The sequence below is a fragment of the Herbidospora yilanensis genome (assembly GCF_001570565.1).
GTDB classification, from domain to species: domain Bacteria; phylum Actinomycetota; class Actinomycetes; order Streptosporangiales; family Streptosporangiaceae; genus Herbidospora; species Herbidospora yilanensis.
In genome coordinates this window covers 131,907-155,165 of record NZ_BBXE01000035.1, presented here as the reverse complement: position 1 = coordinate 155,165, position 23,259 = coordinate 131,907, and the positions used below count along the sequence as shown (strand labels likewise).

General features: G+C 69.6%; 20 protein-coding genes, 2 tRNA genes and 2 pseudogenes. 13 read left to right on the top strand and 11 right to left on the bottom strand.

The genetic code is table 11. The features are described 5' to 3' along the window. Nucleotides 1-234: pseudogene (locus AW273_RS28115) on the bottom strand (glycoside hydrolase); the annotation flags it as partial. Between the two features lie 142 nt (nucleotides 235-376). Next, nucleotides 377-1,762, bottom strand: coding sequence for a glycoside hydrolase family 43 protein (locus AW273_RS28110; protein WP_062354377.1), 1,386 nt, complete (start codon nucleotides 1,760-1,762; stop codon nucleotides 377-379). Between the two features lie 637 nt (nucleotides 1,763-2,399). Here AW273_RS28110 and AW273_RS28105 point away from each other — a divergent pair. Together AW273_RS28105 and xynC are read left to right on the top strand one after the other, a co-directional pair. Further along, nucleotides 2,400-3,446 (top strand): LacI family DNA-binding transcriptional regulator, encoded by a 1,047-nt coding sequence (locus AW273_RS28105; protein WP_062354374.1) that lies wholly within the window; start codon nucleotides 2,400-2,402, stop codon nucleotides 3,444-3,446. Between the two features lie 165 nt (nucleotides 3,447-3,611). Further along, nucleotides 3,612-5,300, top strand: coding sequence for a glucuronoarabinoxylan endo-1,4-beta-xylanase XynC (xynC, locus tag AW273_RS28100; RefSeq protein WP_062354371.1), 1,689 nt, complete (start codon nucleotides 3,612-3,614; stop codon nucleotides 5,298-5,300). 222 nt (nucleotides 5,301-5,522) lie between these two features. Here the strand turns inward: xynC and AW273_RS28095 are convergent, their stop codons facing one another. After that, the gene (locus AW273_RS28095; RefSeq protein ID WP_198168401.1) at nucleotides 5,523-6,710 is read right to left on the bottom strand and encodes an ROK family transcriptional regulator; all 1,188 of its coding nucleotides are present in this window, start codon (nucleotides 6,708-6,710) and stop codon (nucleotides 5,523-5,525) included. Nucleotides 6,711-6,907: 197 nt separating this feature from the next. Here AW273_RS28095 and mmsA point away from each other — a divergent pair, with 197 nt between their 5' ends. The 3 genes from mmsA (at nucleotide 6,908) to AW273_RS28080 (ending at nucleotide 10,936) form a co-directional block, all read left to right on the top strand. Continuing rightward, entirely contained in the window at nucleotides 6,908-8,455 is a 1,548-nt protein-coding gene (mmsA, locus tag AW273_RS28090; protein WP_062354366.1) for a multiple monosaccharide ABC transporter ATP-binding protein, read from the top strand. Beyond that, on the top strand, nucleotides 8,452-9,750 hold the full coding sequence (mmsB, locus tag AW273_RS28085; RefSeq protein WP_062354364.1) for a multiple monosaccharide ABC transporter permease: 1,299 nt from the start codon (nucleotides 8,452-8,454) through the stop codon (nucleotides 9,748-9,750). The genes mmsA and mmsB overlap by 4 nt, the downstream gene beginning before the upstream one ends. Before the next feature lie 64 nt (nucleotides 9,751-9,814). Continuing rightward, entirely contained in the window at nucleotides 9,815-10,936 is a 1,122-nt protein-coding gene (locus AW273_RS28080) for a substrate-binding domain-containing protein (RefSeq protein WP_062354361.1), read from the top strand. A 13-nt stretch (nucleotides 10,937-10,949) separates the two neighbouring features. On the opposite strand, the gene AW273_RS28075 is transcribed toward AW273_RS28080, so the two are convergent. Genes AW273_RS28075 through AW273_RS28065 form a run of 3 tightly spaced genes read right to left on the bottom strand, consistent with a single transcriptional unit; the run spans nucleotide 10,950 to nucleotide 14,401 of the window. After that, entirely contained in the window at nucleotides 10,950-12,623 is a 1,674-nt protein-coding gene (locus AW273_RS28075) for an FAD-binding dehydrogenase (RefSeq protein WP_062354358.1), read from the bottom strand. A gap of 12 nt (nucleotides 12,624-12,635) precedes the next feature. Beyond that, nucleotides 12,636-13,718, bottom strand: a complete 1,083-nt coding sequence (locus tag AW273_RS28070; protein WP_062354355.1) for a tartrate dehydrogenase — start codon at nucleotides 13,716-13,718, stop codon at nucleotides 12,636-12,638. Then, on the bottom strand, nucleotides 13,715-14,401 hold the full coding sequence (locus tag AW273_RS28065) for a GntR family transcriptional regulator (RefSeq protein ID WP_157556235.1): 687 nt from the start codon (nucleotides 14,399-14,401) through the stop codon (nucleotides 13,715-13,717). The genes AW273_RS28070 and AW273_RS28065 overlap by 4 nt, the downstream gene beginning before the upstream one ends. 100 nt (nucleotides 14,402-14,501) lie before the next feature. Between AW273_RS28065 and AW273_RS28060 the strand changes: the two genes are divergently transcribed. The 6 genes from AW273_RS28060 (at nucleotide 14,502) to AW273_RS28035 (ending at nucleotide 19,657) form a co-directional block, all read left to right on the top strand. Beyond that, on the top strand, nucleotides 14,502-15,743 hold the full coding sequence (locus tag AW273_RS28060; protein ID WP_062354349.1) for an MFS transporter: 1,242 nt from the start codon (nucleotides 14,502-14,504) through the stop codon (nucleotides 15,741-15,743). Further along, entirely contained in the window at nucleotides 15,740-16,705 is a 966-nt protein-coding gene (locus tag AW273_RS28055) for a phosphoglycerate dehydrogenase (RefSeq protein WP_062354347.1), read from the top strand. Before AW273_RS28060 ends, AW273_RS28055 begins: the two co-directional genes overlap by 4 nt. Nucleotides 16,706-16,712: 7 nt before the next feature. Next, complete coding sequence (locus AW273_RS28050; protein WP_198168400.1) at nucleotides 16,713-18,071, top strand: acyclic terpene utilization AtuA family protein; 1,359 nt, start codon at nucleotides 16,713-16,715, stop codon at nucleotides 18,069-18,071. After that, nucleotides 18,068-18,379, top strand: a complete 312-nt coding sequence (locus AW273_RS28045) for a DUF4387 domain-containing protein (protein WP_062354344.1) — start codon at nucleotides 18,068-18,070, stop codon at nucleotides 18,377-18,379. The genes AW273_RS28050 and AW273_RS28045 overlap by 4 nt, the downstream gene beginning before the upstream one ends. 540 nt (nucleotides 18,380-18,919) lie before the next feature. Continuing rightward, a complete protein-coding gene (locus AW273_RS28040; protein WP_062354341.1) occupies nucleotides 18,920-19,225 on the top strand; it encodes a hypothetical protein in 306 nt (101 codons plus the stop codon). Between the two features lie 81 nt (nucleotides 19,226-19,306). Then, nucleotides 19,307-19,657, top strand: coding sequence for a transposase family protein (locus AW273_RS28035; protein WP_198168399.1), 351 nt, complete (start codon nucleotides 19,307-19,309; stop codon nucleotides 19,655-19,657). 121 nt (nucleotides 19,658-19,778) lie between these two features. Here AW273_RS28035 and AW273_RS39500 read toward each other — a convergent pair. Beyond that, a pseudogene (locus AW273_RS39500) lies at nucleotides 19,779-19,904 on the bottom strand (IS5/IS1182 family transposase); the annotation flags it as partial. Between the two features lie 72 nt (nucleotides 19,905-19,976). Continuing rightward, nucleotides 19,977-20,150: a hypothetical protein gene (locus AW273_RS37535; protein WP_157556232.1), complete on the bottom strand. Its 174-nt coding sequence runs from the start codon at nucleotides 20,148-20,150 to the stop codon at nucleotides 19,977-19,979. A 363-nt stretch (nucleotides 20,151-20,513) separates the two neighbouring features. On the opposite strand from AW273_RS37535, the gene AW273_RS28025 reads away from it, so the two are divergent. Continuing rightward, nucleotides 20,514-21,269 carry a helix-turn-helix transcriptional regulator gene (locus tag AW273_RS28025; protein ID WP_062354333.1) on the top strand — a complete coding sequence of 252 codons (756 nt, stop codon included), beginning with the start codon at nucleotides 20,514-20,516 and terminating at the stop codon, nucleotides 21,267-21,269. Here the strand turns inward: AW273_RS28025 and AW273_RS28020 are convergent. Next, nucleotides 21,229-22,407 (bottom strand): cytochrome P450, encoded by a 1,179-nt coding sequence (locus tag AW273_RS28020; protein ID WP_062354330.1) that lies wholly within the window; start codon nucleotides 22,405-22,407, stop codon nucleotides 21,229-21,231. The genes AW273_RS28025 and AW273_RS28020 overlap by 41 nt on opposite strands. Here AW273_RS28020 and AW273_RS28015 point away from each other — a divergent pair. Next, entirely contained in the window at nucleotides 22,354-22,914 is a 561-nt protein-coding gene (locus AW273_RS28015; protein ID WP_083950108.1) for a tyrosine-type recombinase/integrase, read from the top strand. The two genes, AW273_RS28020 and AW273_RS28015, sit on opposite strands and share 54 nt — an antisense overlap. A 77-nt stretch (nucleotides 22,915-22,991) precedes the next feature. On the opposite strand, the gene AW273_RS28010 is transcribed toward AW273_RS28015, so the two are convergent. Together AW273_RS28010 and AW273_RS28005 are read right to left on the bottom strand one after the other, a co-directional pair. Then, nucleotides 22,992-23,066, bottom strand: a tRNA-Val gene (locus tag AW273_RS28010). Nucleotides 23,067-23,079: 13 nt separating this feature from the next. Continuing rightward, nucleotides 23,080-23,151 (bottom strand) — tRNA-Gly (locus tag AW273_RS28005). Between the last annotated feature and the right edge of the window lie 108 nt (nucleotides 23,152-23,259).

The following is a 23,259-nucleotide window of genomic DNA, read 5'->3' as shown; positions in this document are numbered from 1 at the left end:
CGCCATGTCGGAGGAGGAATAGACCCGCCAGTCACGCATCGTGAAGTAGGTGGAACCGTCCTCGTCGTGGCCGGTGTAGAGGTACACACGGCCGTTGTGCACGAGCGGCGCGGGGTCGGCGGTGTAGATCGTCTGCACGATGGGGTTGTCGGCGTTGGCCGAGGCCGGCGCCAGCGTCACCAGCAGAAGCGCGCTCATGGCCAGCAGGACCAGGCGGCGGAGAAGTGGTCTCACGTGTCGTCCCTTTCGGGCGGTGATGGCGGAAGTGGAGGGTCCCGGCCGCGCTGAGCGCTCCCCCTCCGCACGGCCGGGACCGGTTCGGGTGCCGACCGGCGTCAGCTCTCCGGAGCCAGGTCTGTTAGCGATAACATTCGACTCATGACGTAATGCGGAAGGTCGCGTCCTGACGGTCCGCCGCGCTGGAGGAGGCGCTGACCGGGTCGATGCGCAACACGTAGCCCTGGTGCCGCAGGTGGTGGGTCGGGAAGTTGTGCGACCGGAACGACGTCCAATTGCCGTCGGCGAGCCCGGCCACCCGGTGGAAGGTCGCGTCGGCGCGGAACGTCGCCGTGTTGTCGTTGGGGTCGAGCCTGATCGCGTAGTTGTTGTGCCGCAGGTAGTTGCCGGGCGCGGTGATCGCCTCGAAGGACACGCCGTTGGCGTCGGCCAGGCCGGGCACCATGCGCCACAACTGCTCACGGTGCGGGTCGAAGGGGTAGGGGTCGATGCGCCCGACGCGGTTGGCGTGCCGCACGAAGTAGTCGGGGAGGTTGTACGACTTGAGCCTGACCCAGCTCGGCAGTCCCCACCGGGAGACCAGCACGTTGTACTCGGCGTCGGTGATGCCGGCGATGGAGCCGTGTTTGGAGTTGAGCGGCGGGGTGTAGTCGCGCTGGCTCGCGGCGGTCCACGCGTTGGCGGTGATGTTCGACGACGTCCAGAGGTAGTAGTCGTTGTTGACCGGGCTGAAGGAGTCGCCCCACAGTCGCCAGCCGCCCTCGTTGGTCTTGAGCAGCAGCGGGGCCTCGATGGCGTTGCCGATGCGCAGGCCGCTGGTGTACGTGGTGAAGCTGTTCGGCTGGCCGGTGGAGGAACGCGCGCCGTAGAGAAGGCCGTCGTTGAGGTTCTTGTAGTAGAGGTACGTGGTCGCGCCGTCGACGACGATGTCGCCGTCGAGCACGTTGAAACTCGGGCTGAAGAAGGTCTGCTGCGCGCCGACCGTCTGGAAGTCGCTGGTGTAGTTGACCGCCAGGACGTCGCGTCCGCCGGTGTTGAACGAGTAGACGATGCCGTACTGGCCGCGCGAGTTGTCGCGGAACACCGTGGGTGCCCAGGTGTGACCAGTGGTGGTGTGCATGCGCAGGCGGCGGTAACCGGTGAAACCGGTCAGGTCGACCGAGTCCCAGACGTGCAGATACTGGCTGGTGGTGCCGAAGTTGAGGCCCTTGAGGTCGGTGGCGATCACCACGAAGGTGCCGTCGGCCTTGCGGAACACCTGCGGGTCGCGCAGCCCCTGCTGCCCGGCGGTGGGGGTGGCGACGGGGTTGTTCTGGTTGAGGGGCGACCAGTTGAGGCCGTCGCGGCTGACCGCCAGGTGCAGGCCGTAGTTGGAGGCCGACTGGTTGGGGGTCTCGGTGAAGTAGGCGAAGACGTAGGCGGTGTTGGCCGCCCACGCGGCGCGGGGGAAGCCGGCCACGCCGGCGGTCGCCAGGGCGGCCGTCGTCAGGGCGGTCTTGCCGAACTGCCTGCGGCTCAGGGTCACAGGAAATTCCCTTTCTGCTGGTTGTGCACGATTGCCGGCACGCGGCGGGACGTGCGGAGGGCGTCTCCCCGTCGGGAGATCAGGCGCGGGAGCGGGTCGCGGCGACGACGAGTGTTAGCGGGACCGCGGGAGCGATGGTTATCGCAGTGGGGGGCATGCGGCTTCCTTGAGGGGTTCGGAGGCGAGGCCACGGAGCGTCGTGTTATCGCAAACATTTCTGGACGCAGATCTCCATTGCCCTCCTGCGGTGGTGCGTCGACGCGGAGTACATCCGACGGTCCGATCAGGGGTCAACGAGTCATCGCCCCTCGCTGACCTGGGCGATGTCATGGGCGACGTTCTAGCCTGGGCATTCGCCCGGGTGGAGATCGCGCCATGTTGCCCGCGCAAGTGAAAATTTCACAGAAGTAACGTGTTGGCAACCACTGTTTTCGGTCTTAGTTGAAGGGATCTTTCGCCAAGTTTCTGCTCCGGCGCTGCCATGGGCGGATCCTGGTCAGCGAAAACTTTTCTGACCGAATTCGATACTTTTCAGATCATCGTTCGGCCAGGAGTCGAGCTCATGCATCGGCCATGACCGGGGAGCAGCGGAAACGAAGGCGTGTTCCGGCCGAAAGTATGCCGGTAAAGTTCCGGTATGACCTCGACCGAGGATGTCCCTCACGCCGATCCGGCTCCCGCTGACGCTCTGACCCTCGCCGAGATCGCCGAACTGGCGGGTGTTTCGGTGGCCACCGTCTCCAAGGTCGTCAACGGCCGTTCCGAAGTCGGCTCCGAGACCCGGGCCTTGGTCGAGGCCCTCATCCAGGAGCGGGGGCTGCGGCGGCAGCGCCGGCGCATCAAGCCGGCGGGCCTGGTGGAGGTCGTCTTCCACGAGCTGGCCGGCGAATATCCGATAGAGATCGTCAAGGGCGTCCGGGCGGCGGCGGCGAACCACGGCGTGAACGTGATCGTGTCCGAGCTCGCCGGTCAGCACGTCCCGGGTCAGCGGTGGATCAAGGAGGTGCTCGGCCGGCGTCCCGCGGGGATCATCACGGTGTTCTCCGGCCCGACCGAGGAGCAGCGCCTGCTGCTGGCCACGCGCGACATGCCCCTGGTGGTGCTCGATCCGGCGGGCGATCCGGGCCGGGGGGTGCCGTCGGTCGGGGCGACCAACTGGAGCGGCGGCCTGGAGGCCACCCGCCACCTGCTCGAACTGGGGCACCGCCGGATCGCCATGATCACCGGCCCCGAGTTCGCCTTCTCCAGCCGAGCCCGTCTCGACGGTTACCGCACCGCGCTGGACGCCGCCGGGATCCTGGTCGATCCCGGCCTGATCCGCCGGGGGTCCTTCCAGATCGAGGACGGGGTCGTGCACGCCCGCGGACTGCTGGAGCTCCCCGACCCGCCGAGCGCGATCTTCACGGCCAACGACGGAATGGCCATCGGCGTCTACCGGGCGGCCCACGAGCTCGGGCTGCGCATCCCCGACGACCTCAGTGTGGTGGGTTTCGACGACATGGCTCCATGGCGGTGGCTCAATCCGCCGCTCACGACCGTCCGGCAGCCCCTGGCCGAGATGGGGTCCACGGCCGCCGAGATGCTGATCAAGCTGGCCACGGGGGAGCGGCTCCAGCAGCGGCGGGTGGAACTGGGCACCGAACTGATGATCCGGGGGAGCACGGCGTCACCCCCGGGCGGCTGACGCGACTTTTTCGGGCTCTGCCCTGCGGTATTCGGTGAAATTTTCACGACCCTCTCCGGATTCGCACAGCGTGTCGGCAGGTCGGCCCGGGTCCTGTTTGACGCTCCCGCTGACGGAGCGCTCATGTTTGCGGTAACAGGACCCCAGCACGATGCCGGAGACGAGATGATGGACGATCAGCACGAGTCGGAGAGCCGCGGGCGGAGTCTGCTGAGCCGCAGATCCGTCCTGACCACGATGGGAACCCTGCCGGTGATCACGGCGGCGGCGACGGTCGTCGGCGCCACCGAGGCGGCGGCCGCCACGGCGGTCATCGACCCGTCGGCGCAGCGGCAGACGATCCGGGGTTTCGGCGGCATGGCCCACGCCGCGTGGATCGGCGACCTGACCTCCGCCCAGCGGGAGACGGCGTTCGGCACCGGTGAGGGCCGCCTGGGGTTCTCGGTGTTGCGGATCCCCGTGCCGGAGAGCCAGGCCGACTTCGGCCGTGACCTGGCCACGGCCCGGCGCGCGGTCGAACTGGGGGTGCTGGTCTTCGCCTCGCCGTGGAACCCGCCGGCCTCCATGATCGAGACCTTCACGCGCGGCACCCAGACCAACGCCAAGCGCCTGCGCTACAACGCCTACGCCGCCTACGCCCAGCACCTCAACGACTTCAGCACCTACATGCGCAACAACGGCGTGAACCTCTACGCCATATCGGTGCAGAACGAGCCCGACTACGCCCACGACTGGACGTGGTGGACCCCCGCAGAGATGGTGCGTTTCCTGCGGGAGAACGCCGGCTCGATCAACACCCGCGTCATCGCGCCCGAGTCGTTCCAGTATCTGAAGAACATGTCCGACCCGATCCTCAACGACGCCACCGCGCTGGCCAACGTCGACGTCATCGGCGCCCACCTCTACGGCACCTCGTACTCGAACTTCCCCTACCCGCTGTACCAGCAGCGGGGCGCGGGCAAAGAGTTGTGGATGACCGAGGTCTACTACCCCAACAGCAGCGACTCGGCCGACCTGTGGCCGCAGGCCCTGGACGTGGGGGAGCACATCCACCGCGCCATGGTCGACGCGGAGTTCCAGATGTACGTCTGGTGGTACATCCGGCGAAGCTACGGCCCCATGCGCGAAGACGGCCAGATCAGCAAACGCGGCGCGATGATGGCCCACTACGCCAGGTTCGTCCGCCCCGGTTACGTGCGCGTCAACGCGACGGCCACCCCGGCCTCCAACGTCTACGTGTCGGCCTACCGCAGCGGCGGCACGGTCGTCATCGTCGCCATCAACAAGAACACCTCGGCGGTGAGCCAGCAGTTCACCATCGCCAACAGCACCGCCTCCAGCGCGTCGTCCTGGGTGACCGACGCGAGCCGGAACGTCGCGCCCCAGGGGACGACGGCCATGACGAACGGCTCCCTCACCGTCAACCTGCCCGCCCGCAGCGTGACGACCTTCGTGACCAGCACCGGCCCGGTGCCGTCGCCCACCCCCACGCCGACCCCCACGCCCACCCCGACGCCGTCGCCCAGCGGCGGCACCGGGCAGTTCCGGGTGGCGTACACGATGAACGCCTGGAACAACGGCTTCACCGCCAACATCAGCATCACCAACACCGGCTCGTCGGCGGTCGACGGCTGGACCCTGGTCTTCACCCTGCCCTCCGGGCAGGTGATCTCGGGGGGCTGGAACGCGACCTACTCGCCCTCCAGCGGCCAGGTCAGCGCCCGCAACGTGAGCCACAACGCCACGATCGCGCCCGGCGCGACCATCGACGTCGGCTTCCAGGCCACTCACACCGGCAACACCGCCGAACCGGGCGCGTTCACCCTCAACGGCGTCCCCTGCACGGTCGTCTGACCCGTTCGGCCCGTGGTCGCGGCCCGGTAGGGCGGCCTCGGGCTCCTCGAACGCGGCGAAGTGGCCGCCACGGGCCGGTTCGGTCGCCCGCATGACGTCGGCCGTGTGGTCGAGCCTGGCCCGCGGCGGCCGGCGATGTCACCGGCGAAGCGGGATGACCTTCTGGCGGCGCCAGAACGAATCGGGCCGGCCGTGGCCGGGCACCAGCGGCATCGCCGGGGGTCAGTGCGACAGGAAGGCCGACAACTGCGGCGAGTAGGTGGTGTGCAGGACGAGCGTCGCCGCCCCGACCACGGCGGCGTCGGCGCCCAGGGGTGAGGCGGCCACCTCGACGATCCGGATGTGCCGCGACAGCGGCCGGGTGGACAACGCGTCGGCGACGGCGGCGGCGAACCGGTCTTCGACGTGCTCGATGCCGTGGCCGCCCAGGACGATGAGGTCGACGTCGACGAAGTTGGCGACGCTGACGGCGACCGAGGCCACGTGGCGGGCGGCCTCGTCGACGACCTCGCCCGCGAGGGGGTCTCCGCCGGCCGCCGCGAGCAGGACCGCGGCGTGGTCGACGGCGGCCGGGTCGGCGGCGAAGGGTTCGGCGAGCACGCTGGGCCGCCCGGCGGCGAGCTTCTCGTGCGTCCGGGCCACCAGCGCCGACGGGTTGACGAGGCGTTCGAGGCAGCCGTGGTTGCCGCAGTAGCACTCGGGTCCGTCGGCGAGCACGGTGGAGTGGCCGAACTCGCCGGCGTTCAGCGAACCGCCCCGGTAGACCTGGTGGTTGAGGATGAGCCCGCCGCCGATGCCGGTGCCGAAGTAGAGGTAGGCGAAGTGGGCCACCCCCTTGCCCGCGCCCGACCACCGTTCGGCGACGGCGGCGGCGGTGGCGTCGTTGTCGAGCGTCACGGGCAGCCCGGTGGCCTCGGCGAGCATGCGCTGCACCGGCACGCGGGTCCAGTTCGCGAGCTGGGGCGGGGCCACGATGAGGCCGCGGTTCTGGTCGAGCGGCCCCGGCGCGGCCAGGCCCACGCCCAGCACCCGGCCGGGAGGCACCTGCGACTCGGCCAGCACCTCGTCGACGAGCGCGGCCATCGCGGCGACGACGTCGGCCGGGTCGGTGCCCGAGCTGACCGGCCGCCGCCGCACGGCCAGCGGCCGGCCGAGCAGGTCGACCACTGTGCAGGTGAGCTTCACGGGGTCGAAGTGCACCCCGACCGCCGCGCGCGCGTCGGGATTGAGCCGGAGCGTGGTGCGCGGCTTGCCTCCGTTGAGGACCCGGCTGGCGCCGTCCTCCCGCACCATGCCCTCGCCGATGAGCCGGCGGACGATTCCTGAGACGGTCTGCGGGGTGAGCCCGGTGCGCTCGGCGATCTCGACCCGGCTGATGCCGTCGGCGAGCTGGATTTGGTCCAGCACCACAGCCTGGTTGTATCGTCCCACTTTGGGGAGATTTGTACCTGCCTGTCGCACTCAGGGTCCTTCCTGCTCGTCTGTCGGGTCACAGTCTGCACCAGAGCGTTGACTTAGTAAATCCAATGGATTTATGGTCCTTCGGATAGTTCTAACAACTAAGTCATGAAACAAGTGAGGCAAGTTGTGACCAGGGAGATTCGTCCATGACGAGCGCACCGGTCCTGCTGGAGATGCGGTCGATCACCAAGACGTTCCCCGGTGTCACCGCGCTGGCCGACGTGAACCTGGAGGTCCGGCGGGGCGAGATCCACGCGATCTGCGGGGAGAACGGCGCCGGCAAGTCGACGCTCATGAAGGTGCTCAGCGGCGTCCATCCCCACGGCACCTACACCGGTGACATCGTCTACCAGGGCGAGCGGGTGCGCTTCTCCGACATCCGCGCGAGCGAGAACGCGGGCATCGTCATCATCCACCAGGAGCTCGCGCTGGTGCCGGGCATGTCGATCACCGAGAACATCTTCCTCGGCAACGAACCGCGCAAGCGGGGCGGGATCGACTGGAAGGCGGCGCAGCGCCGGGCGCTGGAACTGATGGAGCAGGTCGGCCTCGACGAAGACCCCGACACCCTCATCAAGGACATCGGCGTCGGCAAGCAGCAGCTCGTCGAGATCGCCAAGGCGTTCGCCAAGGACGTGAAGCTGCTCATCCTCGACGAGCCCACCGCGGCGCTCAACGAGGCCGACTCCCGGCACCTGCTCGACCTGCTGCGCGGCATCCGCGACCGGGGCGTGACCTCGATCATCATCTCCCACAAGCTGAACGAGATCGAGGCCATCGCCGACACCATCACCATCCTGCGCGACGGCCGCACGATCGAGAGCCTCGACGTCAAGGCCGACGGCGTCAACGAGGACCGGATCGTGCGCGGCATGGTCGGCCGCGAGCTGCACAGCCGCTTCCCCGAGCACACGCCCCGCATCGGCGAGGTCTTCTTCGAGGTGCGCGACTGGACGGTCCGCCACCCGATCTCCGCCGACCGGCTGGTGTGCAAGGGGTCGAGCTTCAACGTGCGGCGCGGCGAGATCGTCGGGTTCGCCGGCCTCATGGGCGCCGGGCGCACCGAGCTGGCGATGAGCCTGTTCGGCCGCTCCTACGGCGTCTACCTGAGCGGCCGGATCTTCAAGGACGGAGAGGAGGTCCAGCTCCGCACGGTGTCCGACGCCATCGAGCACGGCCTGGCCTACGTCAGCGAGGACCGCAAGGCCATCGGGCTCAACCTGCTCGACGACATCAAGACCTCGATGGTCGCGGCCAAGTTGTCGAAGGTCGCCCGCCACGGCGTCATCGACCCGGTGCGCGAGTACCGCTACGCCGAGGAATACCGCCAGAGCCTGCGGGTCAAGACGCCCAGCGTCGACGAGGGCGTGACCAAGCTGTCGGGCGGCAACCAGCAGAAGGTCGTGCTGGCCAAGTGGATGTTCACCGACCCCGACCTGCTGATCCTCGACGAGCCCACCCGGGGCATCGACGTGGGCGCCAAGTACGAGATCTACGGGATCATCCAGCGGCTCGCCGACCAGGGCAAGGGCGTCATCGTCATCTCCTCGGAGCTGCCCGAGCTCATCGGCCTGTGCGACCGCGTCTACACGGTCTTCGAGGGCTCGGTCACCGGCGAGGTCCCCCGCGCCGAGGCCGACCCGGAACTCCTCATGAAACAGATGACCTCTACCAAGAAGACCCAGGTCCGATGAGCCGAATCAAAGACCTCCAGAAGAACCTGTTCGGGGGCACCACCTCCAACGCCCGCCAGTTCGGCATGATCTTCACGCTCGTGGCCATCGTGCTGCTGTTCCAGATCTGGACCGACGGCCTGACGCTGACCTCGGGCAACCTCATCGCCGTCGTCAGCCAGTACTCCTACATCCTCATCCTGGCCATCGGCATGCTGATGGTGATCGTGGCCGGGCACATCGACCTGTCGGTCGGCTCGGTCGCCGCCTTCACCGGCATCGTGGTGGCCAAGGCCATGCAGGAGTTCTCCCTGCCCTGGCCGGTGGGCATCCTGCTCGGGCTGGCCGTCGGCGCGCTGATCGGCGCCTGGCAGGGCTTCTGGGTCGCCTACGTCGGCGTGCCGGCCTTCATCGTCACGCTGGCCGGCATGCTGCTGTTCCGCGGCGGCAACCAGTACATCGGCAACGCCGACACGGTCCCGGTCTCGGAGGGCTTCCGCACGATCGGCGCCGGGTTCCTGCCCGAGGTGGGCCCGAACACCGGCTACAACAACCTGACGCTGCTGCTCGGCCTGGCCGCGTGCGCGGGCGTGATCTGGCGGGAGCTGAAGGCCCGCCAGACCCGGCGCGAGATGAACGCCGACGTCGCGCCGATGTGGATCTCGGTGCTGCGGATGGCGGTCATGGTCGGCGTCATCGTGTTCGCCACGCTGCGCTTCGCCGGTGGCCGGGTCGGCACCAGCCTGCCGATCTCCGGCATCATCCTGATCGTGCTGGTGCTGGCGTACTCCCACTACACCCGCAACACCATCGGCGGCCGGCACATCTACGCGGTGGGCGGCAACTCGCGCGCCGCCGAGTTGTCCGGCGTGAAGCTGCGGCGGGTCAACTTCCTCGTCATGATGAACATGTCCGTCCTGGCCGCGCTGGCCGGGATGATCTTCGTGGCGCGGTCGTCGGCCTCCGGCCCCCAAGACGGCCTGAGCTGGGAACTCGACGCCATCGCGGCCGTCTTCATCGGCGGCGCGGCCGTCTCGGGCGGCCTCGGCACCATCAGCGGGTCGATCGTCGGCGGCCTGGTCATGGCCCTGCTGAACAACGGCCTGCAGCTCGAAGGCGTCGGCTCGGACCTGGTCCAGATCATCAAGGGCCTGGTCCTGCTGCTCGCGGTGGCCTTCGACGTCTACAACAAGAGCCAGGGGCGCTTCTCGATCATCGGTTCGCTGATGCGCCCCTTCCGCCGGGACGATCCCCCACCCCCGACCGATCGACCCTCCCCGTCGTCGGACGCCGACAAGGCTCCGGTCGCCGGCTGACCACCTCCCGGGCGTGTTCCCCACACGCTCGTGACATCACATCCCCAGAAGGGCTCGTTTCACAATGCGGAAATATCTGACCAGGAGCGTCGCGTTGATCGGCGCCGCGGCGCTGCTCACTCTGGGCGCCTGCGCCACCGAGCGGGAGGGCGCACCCGCAGCCGACACCGGCGCCGGCGCCGCGCCCGCCAAGGGCTTCGCCGCCGACGCCCTCATCGGGGTGGCCCTGCCGTCCAAGACCTCCGAGAACTGGGTGCTCGCCGGTGACCTGTTCACCAACGGGCTCAAGGAGGCGGGCTTCACCTCGGACGTCCAGTACGCGGGCGCCTCCACCACCGTCGCCGACCAGCAGGCCCAGATCTCCGCCATGGTCACCAAGGGCGCCAAGGTCATCGTGATCGGCGCCACCGACGCCGCGCAGCTCACCACCCAGGTCAAGCAGGCCAAGGAGGCCGGCGCGACCGTCATCGCCTACGACCGGCTGATCACCAACACCCCTGACGTCGACTACTACATCGCCTTCGACAACTTCAAGGTCGGCCAGCTCCAGGGCCAGGCGCTCCTGGACGGCATGAAGGCCGAGAAGCCCGAGGGCCCGTGGACGGTCGAGCTGTTCTCCGGCTCGCCCGACGACAACAACTCGGGCGTGTTCTTCAACGGCGCGATGGACGTGCTCCAGCCGCTGATCGACAAGGGCGACGTCGTCGTCGGCTCCGGCCAGACCGACATCAAGCAGACCGCGATCCAGGGCTGGAAGGCCGAGAACGCCCAGCAGCGTATGGACTCGCTGCTGACCTCGACCTACAACGGCGACAAGAAGCTCGACGGCGTCCTGTCGCCGAACGACACGCTCGCCCGCGCGATCATCACCTCGGTCAAGGGCGCCGGCAAGGACATCCCCGTCGTGACCGGCCAGGACTCGGAGGTCGAGTCGGTCAAGTCGATCATGGCCGGGGAGCAGTACTCGACGATCAACAAGGACACCCGCAAGCTGGTCGCCGAGACCATCAACATGGTCAAGTCCCTCCAGGCCGGAAACGAGCCGACCATCAACGACAAGGACTCCTACGACAACGGCCAGAAGGTCGTCCCGGCCTATCTGCTCCCGCCGGTCATCGTGACCAAGGACAACGCCGCCGAGTCGTACGCCAACGACCCGAAGCTCGCCCCGCTCACGCAGGGCTGACCCGGCGCGGCGTTCACCCGGCCGCCTCGGCGGCGGCCCGCCCGGCCTGGCGGCCGGAGAACAGGCAGCCGCCGAGGAAGGTGCCCTCCAGCGCGTTGTAGCCGTGCAGGCCGCCGCCGCCGAACCCGGCGGCCTCGCCCACCGCGTACAGGCCGGGGACGGGACGGCCGTCGGCGCCGAGGGCGCGGGAGTCGAGGTCGGTCTGGAGCCCGCCGAGGCTCTTGCGGGTCAGGACGCGCAGCCGGACCCCGATCAGGGGACCGGCCTGCGGGTCGAGGAGGCGGTGCGGCGCGGCGGTGCGGCTGAGGCGGTCGCCGAGGAAACGCCGGGAGTTGTGGATGCCCTGGACCTGGGCGTCCTTGCTGTAGGGGTTGCCGACCTGGAGGTCTCGGGCCACGATCTGGCGGCGCATCAGGCCGGCGTCGAGCAGGGCCTCGCCGGTCAGGCCGTTCATCTTCGCCACCAGTTCGTCCAGTGTGGCGGCCACGACGAAGTCCGCGCCGCGCCGCTTGAAGGCGTCGACCGGGGCGGGGGCGCCCTTGCCGAAGACGCGGCTGCGCAACACCGCCCTCCGGTCGCCGTTGGTGATGTCGGGGTTCTGCTCCGAGCCCGACAACGCGAACTCCTTCTCCAGGATCTTCTGGGTGAGCACGAACCAGGAGTGGTCGTAGCGGGCGATGTCGGGATCGGTGCGCAGGTGCCGGAGGGTGCCGAGCGTGTCGTAGCCGGGCAGGCACGGCTCGGGCAGGCGGCGGCCCAGCGCGTCGAACCACATCGACGACGGGCCCGGCAGGATGCGGATCGCGTGTCCGGGCCAGACGGGGTCCCAGTTCTGCACGCCCTCGGTGTAGTGCCACATCCGGTCGGGGTTGACGATCCGGGCCCCCGCCTTCGCGCTGATGGCCAGCATGCGGCCGTCGACGTGGGCCGGCACGCCGGTGATCATGTGCCGCGGGGCGCTGCCCAGCCGGTCGGGCCAGTAGCGGCGCACCAGGTCGTGGTCGCCGCCGATGCCGCCGCTGCTGACGATGACCGCCTGCGCGGTCAGCTCGAACGAGCCCGTCACCTCGCGGCTGGAACTCACGCCGCGGGGCGAGTCGTCGTCGGCCAGCACGCTCCCGCGCACGCCGGTGACGGCCCCGTCGCAGACGACGAGCTCGTCGACCCGATGACGGTGGTGGAAGGTCAGCAGCCCCGCCTCGGCCGCCCGCTGGGCGCTGCGCGTGAACGGGCCGACCACGCCCGTGCCGGTGCCCCAGGCCACGTGGAAACGGGGCACCGAGTTGCCGTGACCGTCGGCCCGCAGGGCGCCGCGCTCGGCCCACCCGACGACCGGGGTCAGTTTGATGCCCTGGGCGTCGATCCACGACCGCTTCTCACCCGCCGCGAACTCGACGTACGCGCGGGCCCAGCGCACCGCCCACGCGTCCTCGTCGTCGAGACGGTCGAACCCCGCGCTCGCCTGCCAGTCGCTCCAGGCCAGCTCGACGGAGTCGCGCACCCGCAGGCGGCGCTGCTCGGGCGAGTTCACCAGGAACAGCCCGCCGAACGACCAGTACGCCTGCCCGCCCAGGTTGGCGGCGTTCTCCTGGTCGACCAGCGCCACCTTCTTCCCCCGGCCGGTCAGCTCCTGCGCCGCGACCAGCCCGGCCAGGCCCGCGCCCACGATGATGACGTCCGCGTCCATGGTCATGCTCCTCTAGCGCTGCCCGGCCCGGGCGGCGACCGCCCGGCCCAGTTCCGTCGTGGTGCCCCGGCCGTGCAGGTCGGGGGTGAGCGGGGCCTCGTCCGGGCCCGCCGCGAGCACGTCTTCGATCGCGCCCAGCAGGTGGGCCGCCGCGTCGGGGTGGCCGAGGTGGTCGAGCATCATCGAGGCGCACCAGATCTGCCCGATCGGGTTGGCGATCCCGCGGCCGGCGATGTCGGGCGCGGAGCCGTGCACCGGCTCGAAGAGGCTGGGGTGTGCCCGGTCGGGGTTGATGTTCGCGCTCGGGGCGATGCCGATCGTGCCGGTGCAGGCGGGGCCGAGGTCGGACAGGATGTCGCCGAACAGGTTGCTGGCCACCACGACGTCGTACCGGTCGGGGTGCAGGACGAAGTCGGCCGCCAGCGCGTCGATGTGCCGCTTGTCGCAGGCGACCCCGGGGAAGCGTCTCGCCATCTCCTCGACCCGTTCGTCCCAGTAGGGCATCGAGATCGAGATGCCGTTGCTCTTCGTCGCCGAGGTGAGGTGCCGGGCCGGCCGCCGTTCGGCCAGCTCGAAGGCGTAGCGGAGCACGCGGTCGACGCCCACGCGGGTCATCACCGTCTCCTGGAGCACGATCTCGCGCTCGGTGCCCTCGAAGACCCGCCCGCCGACGCTGGAGTATTCGCCTTCGGTGTTCTCCCGGACGACTACGAAGTCGACGTCACCCGGCCCGCGCCCGGCCAGCGGGCTGCGCACGCCCGGCATCAGGCGGCAGGGACGCAGGTTGACGTACTGGTCGAAGGTACGCCGGAACCGCAGGAGGCTGCCCCACAACGAGACGTGGTCGGGCACGACCTCGGGCCACCCCACGGCGCCGAAGAAGATCGCGTCGTAGGAGCCGAGGGTCTCCTGCCAGCCGGGCGGCAACATGGTGCCGTGCCGCTGCCAGTAGGCGGCGCTGGCGAAGTCGAAGTGGTCGAACCGCAGGTCCAGGCCGAACACCCCGGCGGTCGCCGCCAGGGCTCTCAGCCCTTCTGGCACGACCTCGGTGCCGATCCCGTCGCCGGGGATCACGGCGATCCGGTGGGCCGTCATCGCTCGCCCCCGCGCAGCGCGGCCAGGCCGCCCTGGGCGTCGTCGATGACCAGCCGCTCGGCGGTCACCGGGTCGCCCTGCCGCAGGGCGCGCACCAGGGCGCGGTGACCGGCGTACCGGTCGAGACCGAACCGCTCGTCCCCGGCGATCTTCTCCAGGCGCAGCGCCCGGCGTTCGGGCCGGGAGAAGACCCGGGACTGTTCGAGCAGCCGGATCAGCACCGGGTTGGCCGCGCACGCGTTCACCGCGTCGTTGAACTCCTCCATGCGGTCGAGCAGCGCGCTGACGTGACGCTCGACGTTCTCGCCGTTGCGGCGCCGGTTGACGATGACGATCAGCAGGTCGTCGGCGGCGTCGAGGATCGTGTCGAGCGTGTCGAGCTGCTCGGGGGTGGCGTTGCGGGCCGCGAACCTGGCCACCAGGCCCCGCAGCCCTATCTCGACCTCGGCCAGGTCGTCGACGGCGCGCTCGGCGATGTCGGCCACCACGACCGTGCGGGGACCGGTGCGCTCGATGAGGCCCTCGTGTTCGAGCCGCACGAGCGCCTCGCGCACGGGGGTCGGGCTGACCGTGAGCCGCTCGGCCAGCCCTCGTTCGGTCACCTTCTGACCCGGCCGGAGGGAGCGGGTGCCGATCTCCTCGCGAAGGGCCTGGTAGACGGCGTCGGCGCGCGTGACCATCATGCCGATCACGATAACAGGGGCAATGGCATCACTCGATGCTATCTGTTGACAATTTTGCTATGGCAAATAGTGTGACTGCTGTCACAACGAGGAGGACGCCATGGCGAACCCGGCCCAGGGCACCCGGAGGATCACGTTCTACGTGGCCCTGGCGGTGTTCGCCCAGGAGTCGACCTGGAACTTCTACGACAACCGGGTGCCCGAACTGCTGCGCGACCACATCGCCGGCGCCGCCGTGATCGGCCTTCTCATGGGCATGGACAACCTGCTGGGCATCTTCATCCAGCCCTACATGGGCAACCGGTCCGACAACACCCGCACCGCCTGGGGCCGGCGCATCCCCTACCTGGCGGTCATGATGCCGCTCGGGGCCGCGCTGTTCCTGCTCATCCCGCTGGTCGGCTCGCTGGGCTGGCTGATCCTGGTCATCTTCCTGTACGCGCTGGTGATGAACAGCTTCAAACCCGTCAGCGAATCGCTCATGCCCGACTTCATCGGACCCGACCGCCGCAGCCGCGCCAACGCCGTCGTGAAGATCGCCTCGGCGCTGACCACGGTCGTCGCCGCGCTGGTCAGCCTGCTGCTCGTCGACGACCATCCCGAACTCGCCTTCGCCGTGCCCGCCGGGCTCATGCTGGTGGCCGCCGCGGTGCTGGTCCGGGGCGTGCGCGACAACACCTCCCCGGCCTACCAGGCCGCCCTCGCCGAGGACGCGACCGGCCCGCGCCCCCGCGACGCCAGGATCACGACCCGGGCCGTCGTCGCCGACCTGGTGTTCGCCCCCGACCGGAGAAGGCTGCTGCTGATCGCCGCGGTGTTCGTCTTCGGGGGAGCGTGGTTCGCCTCGCGCTCGCTGATGACCCCGTACGGGGTGGAGGTGCTGCGCCTGTCCGACGGCGAGGCGGGCGGGCTGACGCTGCCGAGCGGCATCGTGTTCATCCTGGCGGCCTTCCCGGCCGCGCTGCTGGCCGAGCGGTTCGGGCGGTTGCGGGTCATGGCCGGTGGGATCACCCTCTTCGTCGCGGGCCTGCTGCTCGGCGCCGCCGTCCCGGTCACGGCGGTCACCGTCGTGGCGTTGTGCCTGGGCACGGCCGGCGCCGCCGCCTTCATCGTCAACGCGGTCGTCGTGTTGTGGAACCTGGCTCCGTCGAGCCGCGTGCTGGGCACGTACACCGGTCTCTACACGGTCGGCTGGGCCGGCGGGGGATTCGCCGGACCGGCCGTCGTCGGCCTGGCGGTCGACCTCACCGGATGGCGTCTGATGCTCCTGCACATCGCGGTCCTGGCCGCCGCCGCCGTCGTGCTGGTCCTCCGCGCCGACCGGCTGGAGAAGGCCCGATGAGCACCGCCGTCCTGGTGACGACCGACTACCTGACGCCCGGCGACGAGGTGGACGGCCTCCTGCGCGCGGCCGGTCTCACCACCCGCCACCACCCGCTGCGCGGCGTCCGCGACCGCGACGAACTCGTCGCGATCCTCGCGGGCTGCGCGGGCGCCCTGATCGCCAACGAGCCGATGACGGCCGAGGTGTTCGCCAAGGCCCCCACACTCCGCGCGGTCGTGCGCACCGGCGTGGGACACGACTCCGTCGACGTCGCCGCCGCGACCCGCGCGGGCGTCTCGGTGAGCAACCTGCCGGGCGTCAACGCCAACGCGGTGGCGGAGTACACGATGGCCCTGCTGCTGGCCCAGGCCCGCCGGCTCGTGCCCGTCGCCGAAGGGGTCCGGGCCGGTCACTGGCCCCGCGACGACGGTGCCGAACTGCGCGGAAAGACACTGGGCCTGCTCGGCTACGGCGCGGCGGCACGGGCCGTGGTGCCCTTGGCCCGCGCTTTCGGACTTTCCGTACTCTGTACGACCGGCGTGCCGGAAGACCACCGCCGCGACTCCGGCGTGCGCTTCGTCGACCTGCCGGAACTGCTGGCCACGGCCGACTTCCTGTCCGTGCACACCGCCCTCAGACCGGAGACCCGGCACCTGATCGACGCCGCCGCGCTCGCCCGGATGAAGCCGACGGCACACCTGATCAACACCGCGCGGGGCGCGATCGTCGACGAGACGGCCCTGGCCGCCGCCGTGCGCGCGGGACGCCTCGCCGGCGCCGCCCTCGACGTGACCGGTGTCGAGCCCCTCCCGGCCGGCAGCCCGCTGCGGGACGTGCCCGGCATCACCGTGTACTCCCACCTGGCCGGGCAGACGGCCGAAGCCAGGCGGTCCGCCGGCCTGGAGGGCGCGCGCGAACTGATCGCCGCACTGCGGGGACGTCCACGATCCTCGCTCAACGCCCACCTGCTAGAGAGATGAGGATGATGTGATCAGGATCCTGGTCCCCAGCGGCATGCTCGGGGCCGGCTTCCCGCCGGAGACCATCGACAGGGGACTGGCCCTCGGAGCCGACGTGATCGCCGTCGACGGAGGGTCCACCGACTCGGGGCCCCACTACCTCGGCTCCGGAACGGCCAAGACGAGCGCCGCCGCCGTCGCCCGCGACCTGCGCCACCTCCTGCGCGCCGCGGCCGAAGCGGGCATCCCGCTGATCGTGGGCTCGTGCGGCACCAGCGGCACCGACTCCGGCGTCGACTGGGTCGCCGGCATCACCGAGACGATCCTGCGGGAGGAGAACCTGACCCTGCGGGTCGCCCGCGTCTACAGCGAACAGACCGCCGCCGCCCTCAAGGAGCACCTGGACGAGGGCCGCATCCACCCGCTGCCCCCGATGGGCGACCTCGACGCCGCCACCCTCGACGACTGCACCCACATCGTCGGCATGATGGGCCACGAACCCATCGCGGCCGCCCTGTCGGCCGGAGCCGACGTCGTGCTGGCCGGCCGCGCCACCGACACGGCCGTCGCCGCCGCGTACCCGCTGATGAAGGGCGCGCCGCCCGGCCCCACCTGGCACGCGTCCAAGATCATCGAGTGCGGCGGCCAGTGCACCACCAACCCGCGCGCGGGCGGCGTGCTCGCCACCATCGACCTCGACGGCTTCGTCATCGAACCGCTCGACCCCACCGCGGCGTGCACGACGACGTCGGTGGCGGCCCACATGCTCTACGAGACGGTCAACCCCTTCGAGATGCGGGAACCGGCCGGCACCCTGGTCGTCACCGACGCCGTCTACACGGCGCTCGACGACCGGCGGGTACGCGTCGAAGGCTCCCGCTTCGAGTTCGCCGGCCAGTACACGGTCAAGCTCGAAGGCGCCCGCGTCACCGGCTACGAGACCATGTCGTTCACCGCCATCCGCGACCCCCACATCCTGGCCGGGATCGACGAGTGGCTCGCGCTGATGCACGAGGTCCTCGCCTCGCGGGTGAGGCAGACCCTCGACCTCGGCCCTGACGACTACGCCGTGGACATCCGCCCGTACGGGTACAACGCCGTGCTGGGCGGCCTCGACCCGGCGTCCGGCCCGCCCCGGGAGGTCGGCGTGATGCTGCTGGTCAACGCCGCGGACCAGGCCACCGCCACCGCGATCGCCAAGATCGCCAACCCGCTGATGCTGCACCTGCCGACCCCCGACATGGACCACCTGCCCAGCCTGGCCTTCGCGACCTCCCCGGCCGAGACCGAACGCGGGGCCACTTACCAGTTCACGCTCAACCACGTCGTGGACGTCGACGACCCCACCGCCCTGTTCCGCATCGAGATCGAGGGAGCGCCCCGTTGAGCACCACGCTGGGTGAACTGGCTCTGGAGGTACGGTCCAAGAACGCCGGGCCGTTCTGGGTGACCATGGAACTGTTCATGCGTACGGCGGAGGACTACACGACCGTCGCGGACCAGGGGTTCATCAACGAGCAGGTCGTCGGCGGCCTGTACGGAGTCGACCCGGCGACCGTGCAGATCTTCCGCATCCCCGCGCTCAACGTGGTGAAGATCTCCTTCCCCCGGCGGGTGGCCCAGGGGAGTTTGCATGACCGGGACATCCACGCGGGCCAGCACCACGTGCCGCTGGCGGCGCTGGTCCCTCCATGACATGAGACCGGCCTTCCCCGCGCGGACCCGGCAGATCGAGACCGCGCCGGCCGAGGGCGCCTTGACGGAGACCTTCGCACCCCGGTGCGGAGGTCCTCTCGGTCCCAGCCGCAGGCCGCCCCGGCGACGTCCGCCACCAGGCGCTCGGGCGGCAGCCAGGCGTCGAGCGTGAGCTTGAAGCGCACCTTTCGCCGTGTCCGGCTCGGACGGCTTGATCGATCCGCTGTACCCGCGACCCGACCCCGGGGCGCGGCCGAACGGCCCCGGTCCACCGGAATTGACGAGCTGGCCGTTCTTCCCGGCGAATCACGTCTTTCCGATCATGATGGCCTGGCCGGGCGGCAGGACTCTCCAATACAGGCCGGGCACTTGCCCGAAGAATTCCGCGCCGATGACGGACCCCGCATCGTCCGGCTGTAAATTACATGCTCCATCACGAGAAACAGCATGATGAGCCGGATTCCGGCCAATGCCGTCTTCGTCGCGGTCCGTTTGAAATTTATCCTCAGGCGATCGAATGATCCGTCCTGTAGGAGAAGCATGCGAAGAGTTACTCGGCTCCGCCGGCTCGGCCTCGTCTCAGCGGTGGTGGCGGCCGGCCTGGCGACCGCGCCCGTGGCCGCACACGCCGACGGTTATGACACCCCCCGCAGCGCCACCGCCGTGGGAGCGGGCAGCACCTACGCGGCCGGGCTCGCGGCGGCCCACCAGCGGTCCCGCGCGGCCGTCCTCGCCGTCGGCCACGACTGCGACGCCGGGACCTATTCCGCGATGTTGACCTACGCCTCCCCGGGCGGCGGCACCTGGGTCTTCCAGTCCACGCACACCGCGATGTGCGTCGACTGATCGAGTAGGGCCCGCGCCGGGCAGCGGGGCAGGGTAGTCCCGCTGTCCGCAGGGGAGGCCCGATCGGGAGCAGACGGTGGCGTGGTGTGGACGTCGGGAGCATTGCCGGGCAAGACGCACGACCTGACCGCCGCCCGGATCTGGGGCATCCCGCGCCACCCGCGGGCCGGGATCCGCACCCCGGCCGACAAGGCCTACCAGGGCATCCACAAGCAAGCCGTGGTGATCACCCCGCGCAAGGGCAAGAACAAGCCCGAGCCGCAGAAAGCGGCCAACCGGTCCCACGCCCGGCTGCGCGGACCAGGCGAACGCGTGAACGCCCAACTCAAAAGCCGGCGCATCCTGCACCGGTTATGGTGCGGCCCGTGCAAAGCCGGTCACCTGGTCAAAGCCATCGCCGTTCTTCACAAACACCGAGTCGCCCGCAGATGAAAAAAGCTCAGTGATGGTCGATGACCAAGGCCCCTGCTAAGCCGACTTCTAAGACGGTGAATTCATTTGGTGAGTTGGCGGTAGCAAAAGAGGGGATGCCGACGAAGGAAGCGACGTGGGCGGCGCGGCGTTCATAGCGGCGATGTAATCGCCGGAACTCGGCCGGCCAGGAGACGGTCCGCTCCTCTATCCAGTGGTGGTGGCTGAGCCTCCGACTGGACTCGATCCCGCGCCGGGGATGCGCGGGACGATGCCGCGCCCGCGCAGGAACGCCCGGACATAGGAGTAGTCGTAGCCCTTGTCGCGCCGGGGCCCGTGATCAGGGGCGGGGCGGCAGGTCCGCCCGGTCCCAAGCGGTCCCGGCGGCCCCGGACGGCGCGGCCGCCCGGAGCGTGTGTGCGGCCCAGAGCAGCGCTCGCTCCGCCGCATCGTAGGCCAGGTGGTGGCGGCGGGCCAGTGCCCGGCCGGCGTGCGTGACGGCACGGTCGGACACCGGATCGGCCACGTCTGCGGCCGGCGCCGACCGAGCGATACGGCCGGTCAGCTGCAGTCGAGCCGGACCTGGGCCCAGTGTCGGGTCCAGGTCCGGGCGTAGCGGCAGCCAATTGGGCGGCGGGTCGTCGACCAGGAGCCAGACCAGGTCCACGGTGAGGTCGGCGGGCGGTTCCACAGCGGGGTCACGTGATCCTCATCTCCGGGCGGACCGACGACGTGGAGCGCTTCGCCGAGCTCCCCTAGGGGTGTGCGGAAATCATCTGTATTAAGGCCCTCATGAATGCGGACGATAATGAGCGCCGATTCCCATGGTGCTTTATCGCGGTATAAGAAAAAGGCACTTCCATGATTCACTGACGGCATGGTGTCCGCCCGGGATTATGAGCGAATCATCACCCTTGCCGCCGGTGCCTTCGAGATCGGCGACCCTTCGGCGGTCTGGCCGTTCATCGCGCGGGAGTTCGTCGGGTCGCTCTTCGGTGCCGACGTCTTCACCCGGGCCGCCATCGACTACACCTCGGGCCGGTCGGTGCTGCTCGACATCGACCCCGCCGACCTGCGCCAGGGCAGCGGGCTCGATCCGGTGATCGTCAAGCGGCATCCGCTGTCGGTCCACTACGCCGTCACCGAGTCGCCCGAGCCGCTGCGGATCAGTGATCTGGTGCCGCCGCGACAGTGGCGGGGGCATCCGGTGGCGGCCCGGATGCGTGAGGTCTTCGGGACGACCAGCGTGATCGCCATTCCGCTCCAGTCCAGGCCGTTCCGCGGCCTGTCGATCCAGCGGGAGCGGGACGGCTTCTCCGATCGGGAACTCGCGGTGGCCGCGCGGGTGCAGCCCTTCCTGGTCGCCGCCGACCGGCACACGCGGGCGCTGCCGGAGGCGGCTCAGGAGGCGGGGCTCACGCCGCGTCAGACGGTCGTGCTGAACCTCATGGCCGAGGGGCTGGGCGCGACCGCCATCGCGCATCGGCTGGGCATCTCCGTCAGGACCGTCGACAAGCACCAGGAGCGGCTCTACCGGAGGCTGGGCGCGTCCGACCGGCTCACCGCCGTCGTCCGCGCCCAGCGGCTCGGGCTCATTCGAACGCCAGGAGCAGCTTCTCCGGGGCTCGGGTGAACACGCCGGCGTCGTGCGGCTCCTCCATCAGCCGCAGGCCGGGGAAGCGGTCGAGCAGCATGGTCACCCCGATCCGTATCTCGGTCCGGGCGAGCTGGGCGCCCACGCAGAAGTGCCGGCCGAGGGCGAAGGCGGTGTGGTTGGCGCCGGCGGTGTAGGCGCGGGTCATGTCGAGGTCGGGGCGGAACAGGTCGAAGGCGTCGGGGTCGGTGAAGCGGGACGGGTCGCGGTTGGCCGAAGCGATCAGGCAGGTCACGGTGCCACCGGCCGGGACGGTGCCGCCGGAGAGTTCGAGGTCGGTCTCGGGCTGGCGCATCACCATCTGGACCACCGAGTCGTGCCGCAGGGTCTCGGCGAACGCGCGGTCGAGCAGTTCGGGGTCGCTCCGCACGGCGGCGAGCTGGTCGGGGTGGGTGAGCAGGTTGCGGACCAGGCAGGTGATGGCCTTGTCGGTGGTCTCGCCGCCGGCGGCGAGCAGCATGCTGACGAACGCCTTGATCTCCTCGCTGGTCATCCGCACACCGTCGATCTCGGCGGTGCACAACGTGGAGAGCAGGTCGTCGCCGGGGTCGGCCCGGCGGGCCTCGACGATCGGGATCATGTACGCCGCCAGTTCCTCCCGCGTCCGCGCGCCGGCCTCGATGACCGCCGGATCCTGGGTCAGGTTGGAGATGAAGGCGATGACCGAGGTGTACCACCGCTGGAACAGGTGCTCGTCCTGCGGCGGCAGGCCGAGCATGCCGACGATCACGCCGACCGGATAGCGGGTGGAGAACCGGGAGACGAGGTCGTCGACGCCCGACAGCGGTTCGATCAGCCCGGCGGCGGTCCTCTCGATGACCGGGACGAACTTCGTCGCGAGTTCGCGGCCCCGGAACGACGGCGTCACCAGGGCCCGTTTGGTCGCGTGCTCGCGGCCGTCCATCTGGATGATGGTGCGGCCGTGCACGGGTTCGAGTTGCCATTCGTAGTTGCGGTTGCCCGCTTCTTTGAGTGCCTTGGCGACGTCTTCGTATCGGGAAACCAGATACGTCTGGGTCGCCTCGTGCCACAGGAGGGGAAAGTGGTCACGCAGCACCGCGTAATGCGGATAGGGGTCGGCGGCGAACTCGGGCGACAGGATGTCGGGGGCGTCCATGAGGACGACGGTAAACACGCTGCGGCGGGTGCGATATGCGGAGAATTGCGTAAGTACAGGCGAGCCGAACGTGTCGGGGGAGACACCAAGACCCGTGCCTCACGCCGCACCCTCGAAATCCCCACCCAGGTCGGGACCGCCCTGCGTCGCCGGCACGCGCGTCAGGCGAAACAGAAGCTCCGCGCCGGCGAGGCGTGGCAGGAACACGGCGTGGTGTTCGCCACCAGGACCGGGACCCCGAAGGATGCCGCCAACGTCCGCAAGTCGTTCCAGCGCATCACCGCGAGCGCCGGCCTCGACGGCACCTGGACACCACGCGAACTCCGGCACTCCTTCGTCTCGATCATGAGCGCGCACGGTGTCCGTATCGAGACGATCGCCGATCTCGTCGGCCATGCCGGCACCCGCGTCACAGAGTCGGTCCATCGACGGCAACTCAGCCCGGAGATCACCCAAGGCGCGGCAGCGATGAACGAGATCTTCGGAGCACGGGGTAAGTCCGCCTGAGTTGGCTCCCCGCGACTCCCAAAGATCGAAAAAGGGCTCCGGAGAATCTCCGAAACCCTTCGCGACCTGCGTTAATCTGGTGGACGATACAGGGATTGAACCTGTGACCTCTTCCGTGTCAGGGAAGCGCTCTCCCGCTGAGCTAATCGTCCAAGCGAACTTCCGAGCGGAAGACGGGATTCGAACCCGCGACCCTCACCTTGGCAAGGTGATGCTCTACCCCTGAGCCACTTCCGCGTGTGCTTCCCGGTTCCCCGGGCCACGCAGAGAACACTAGCGAATCTTCGCCCGACCCCCAAATCGATGACAGGCGTAAGGAGCTAACATGCTCCACGATAGTGACAT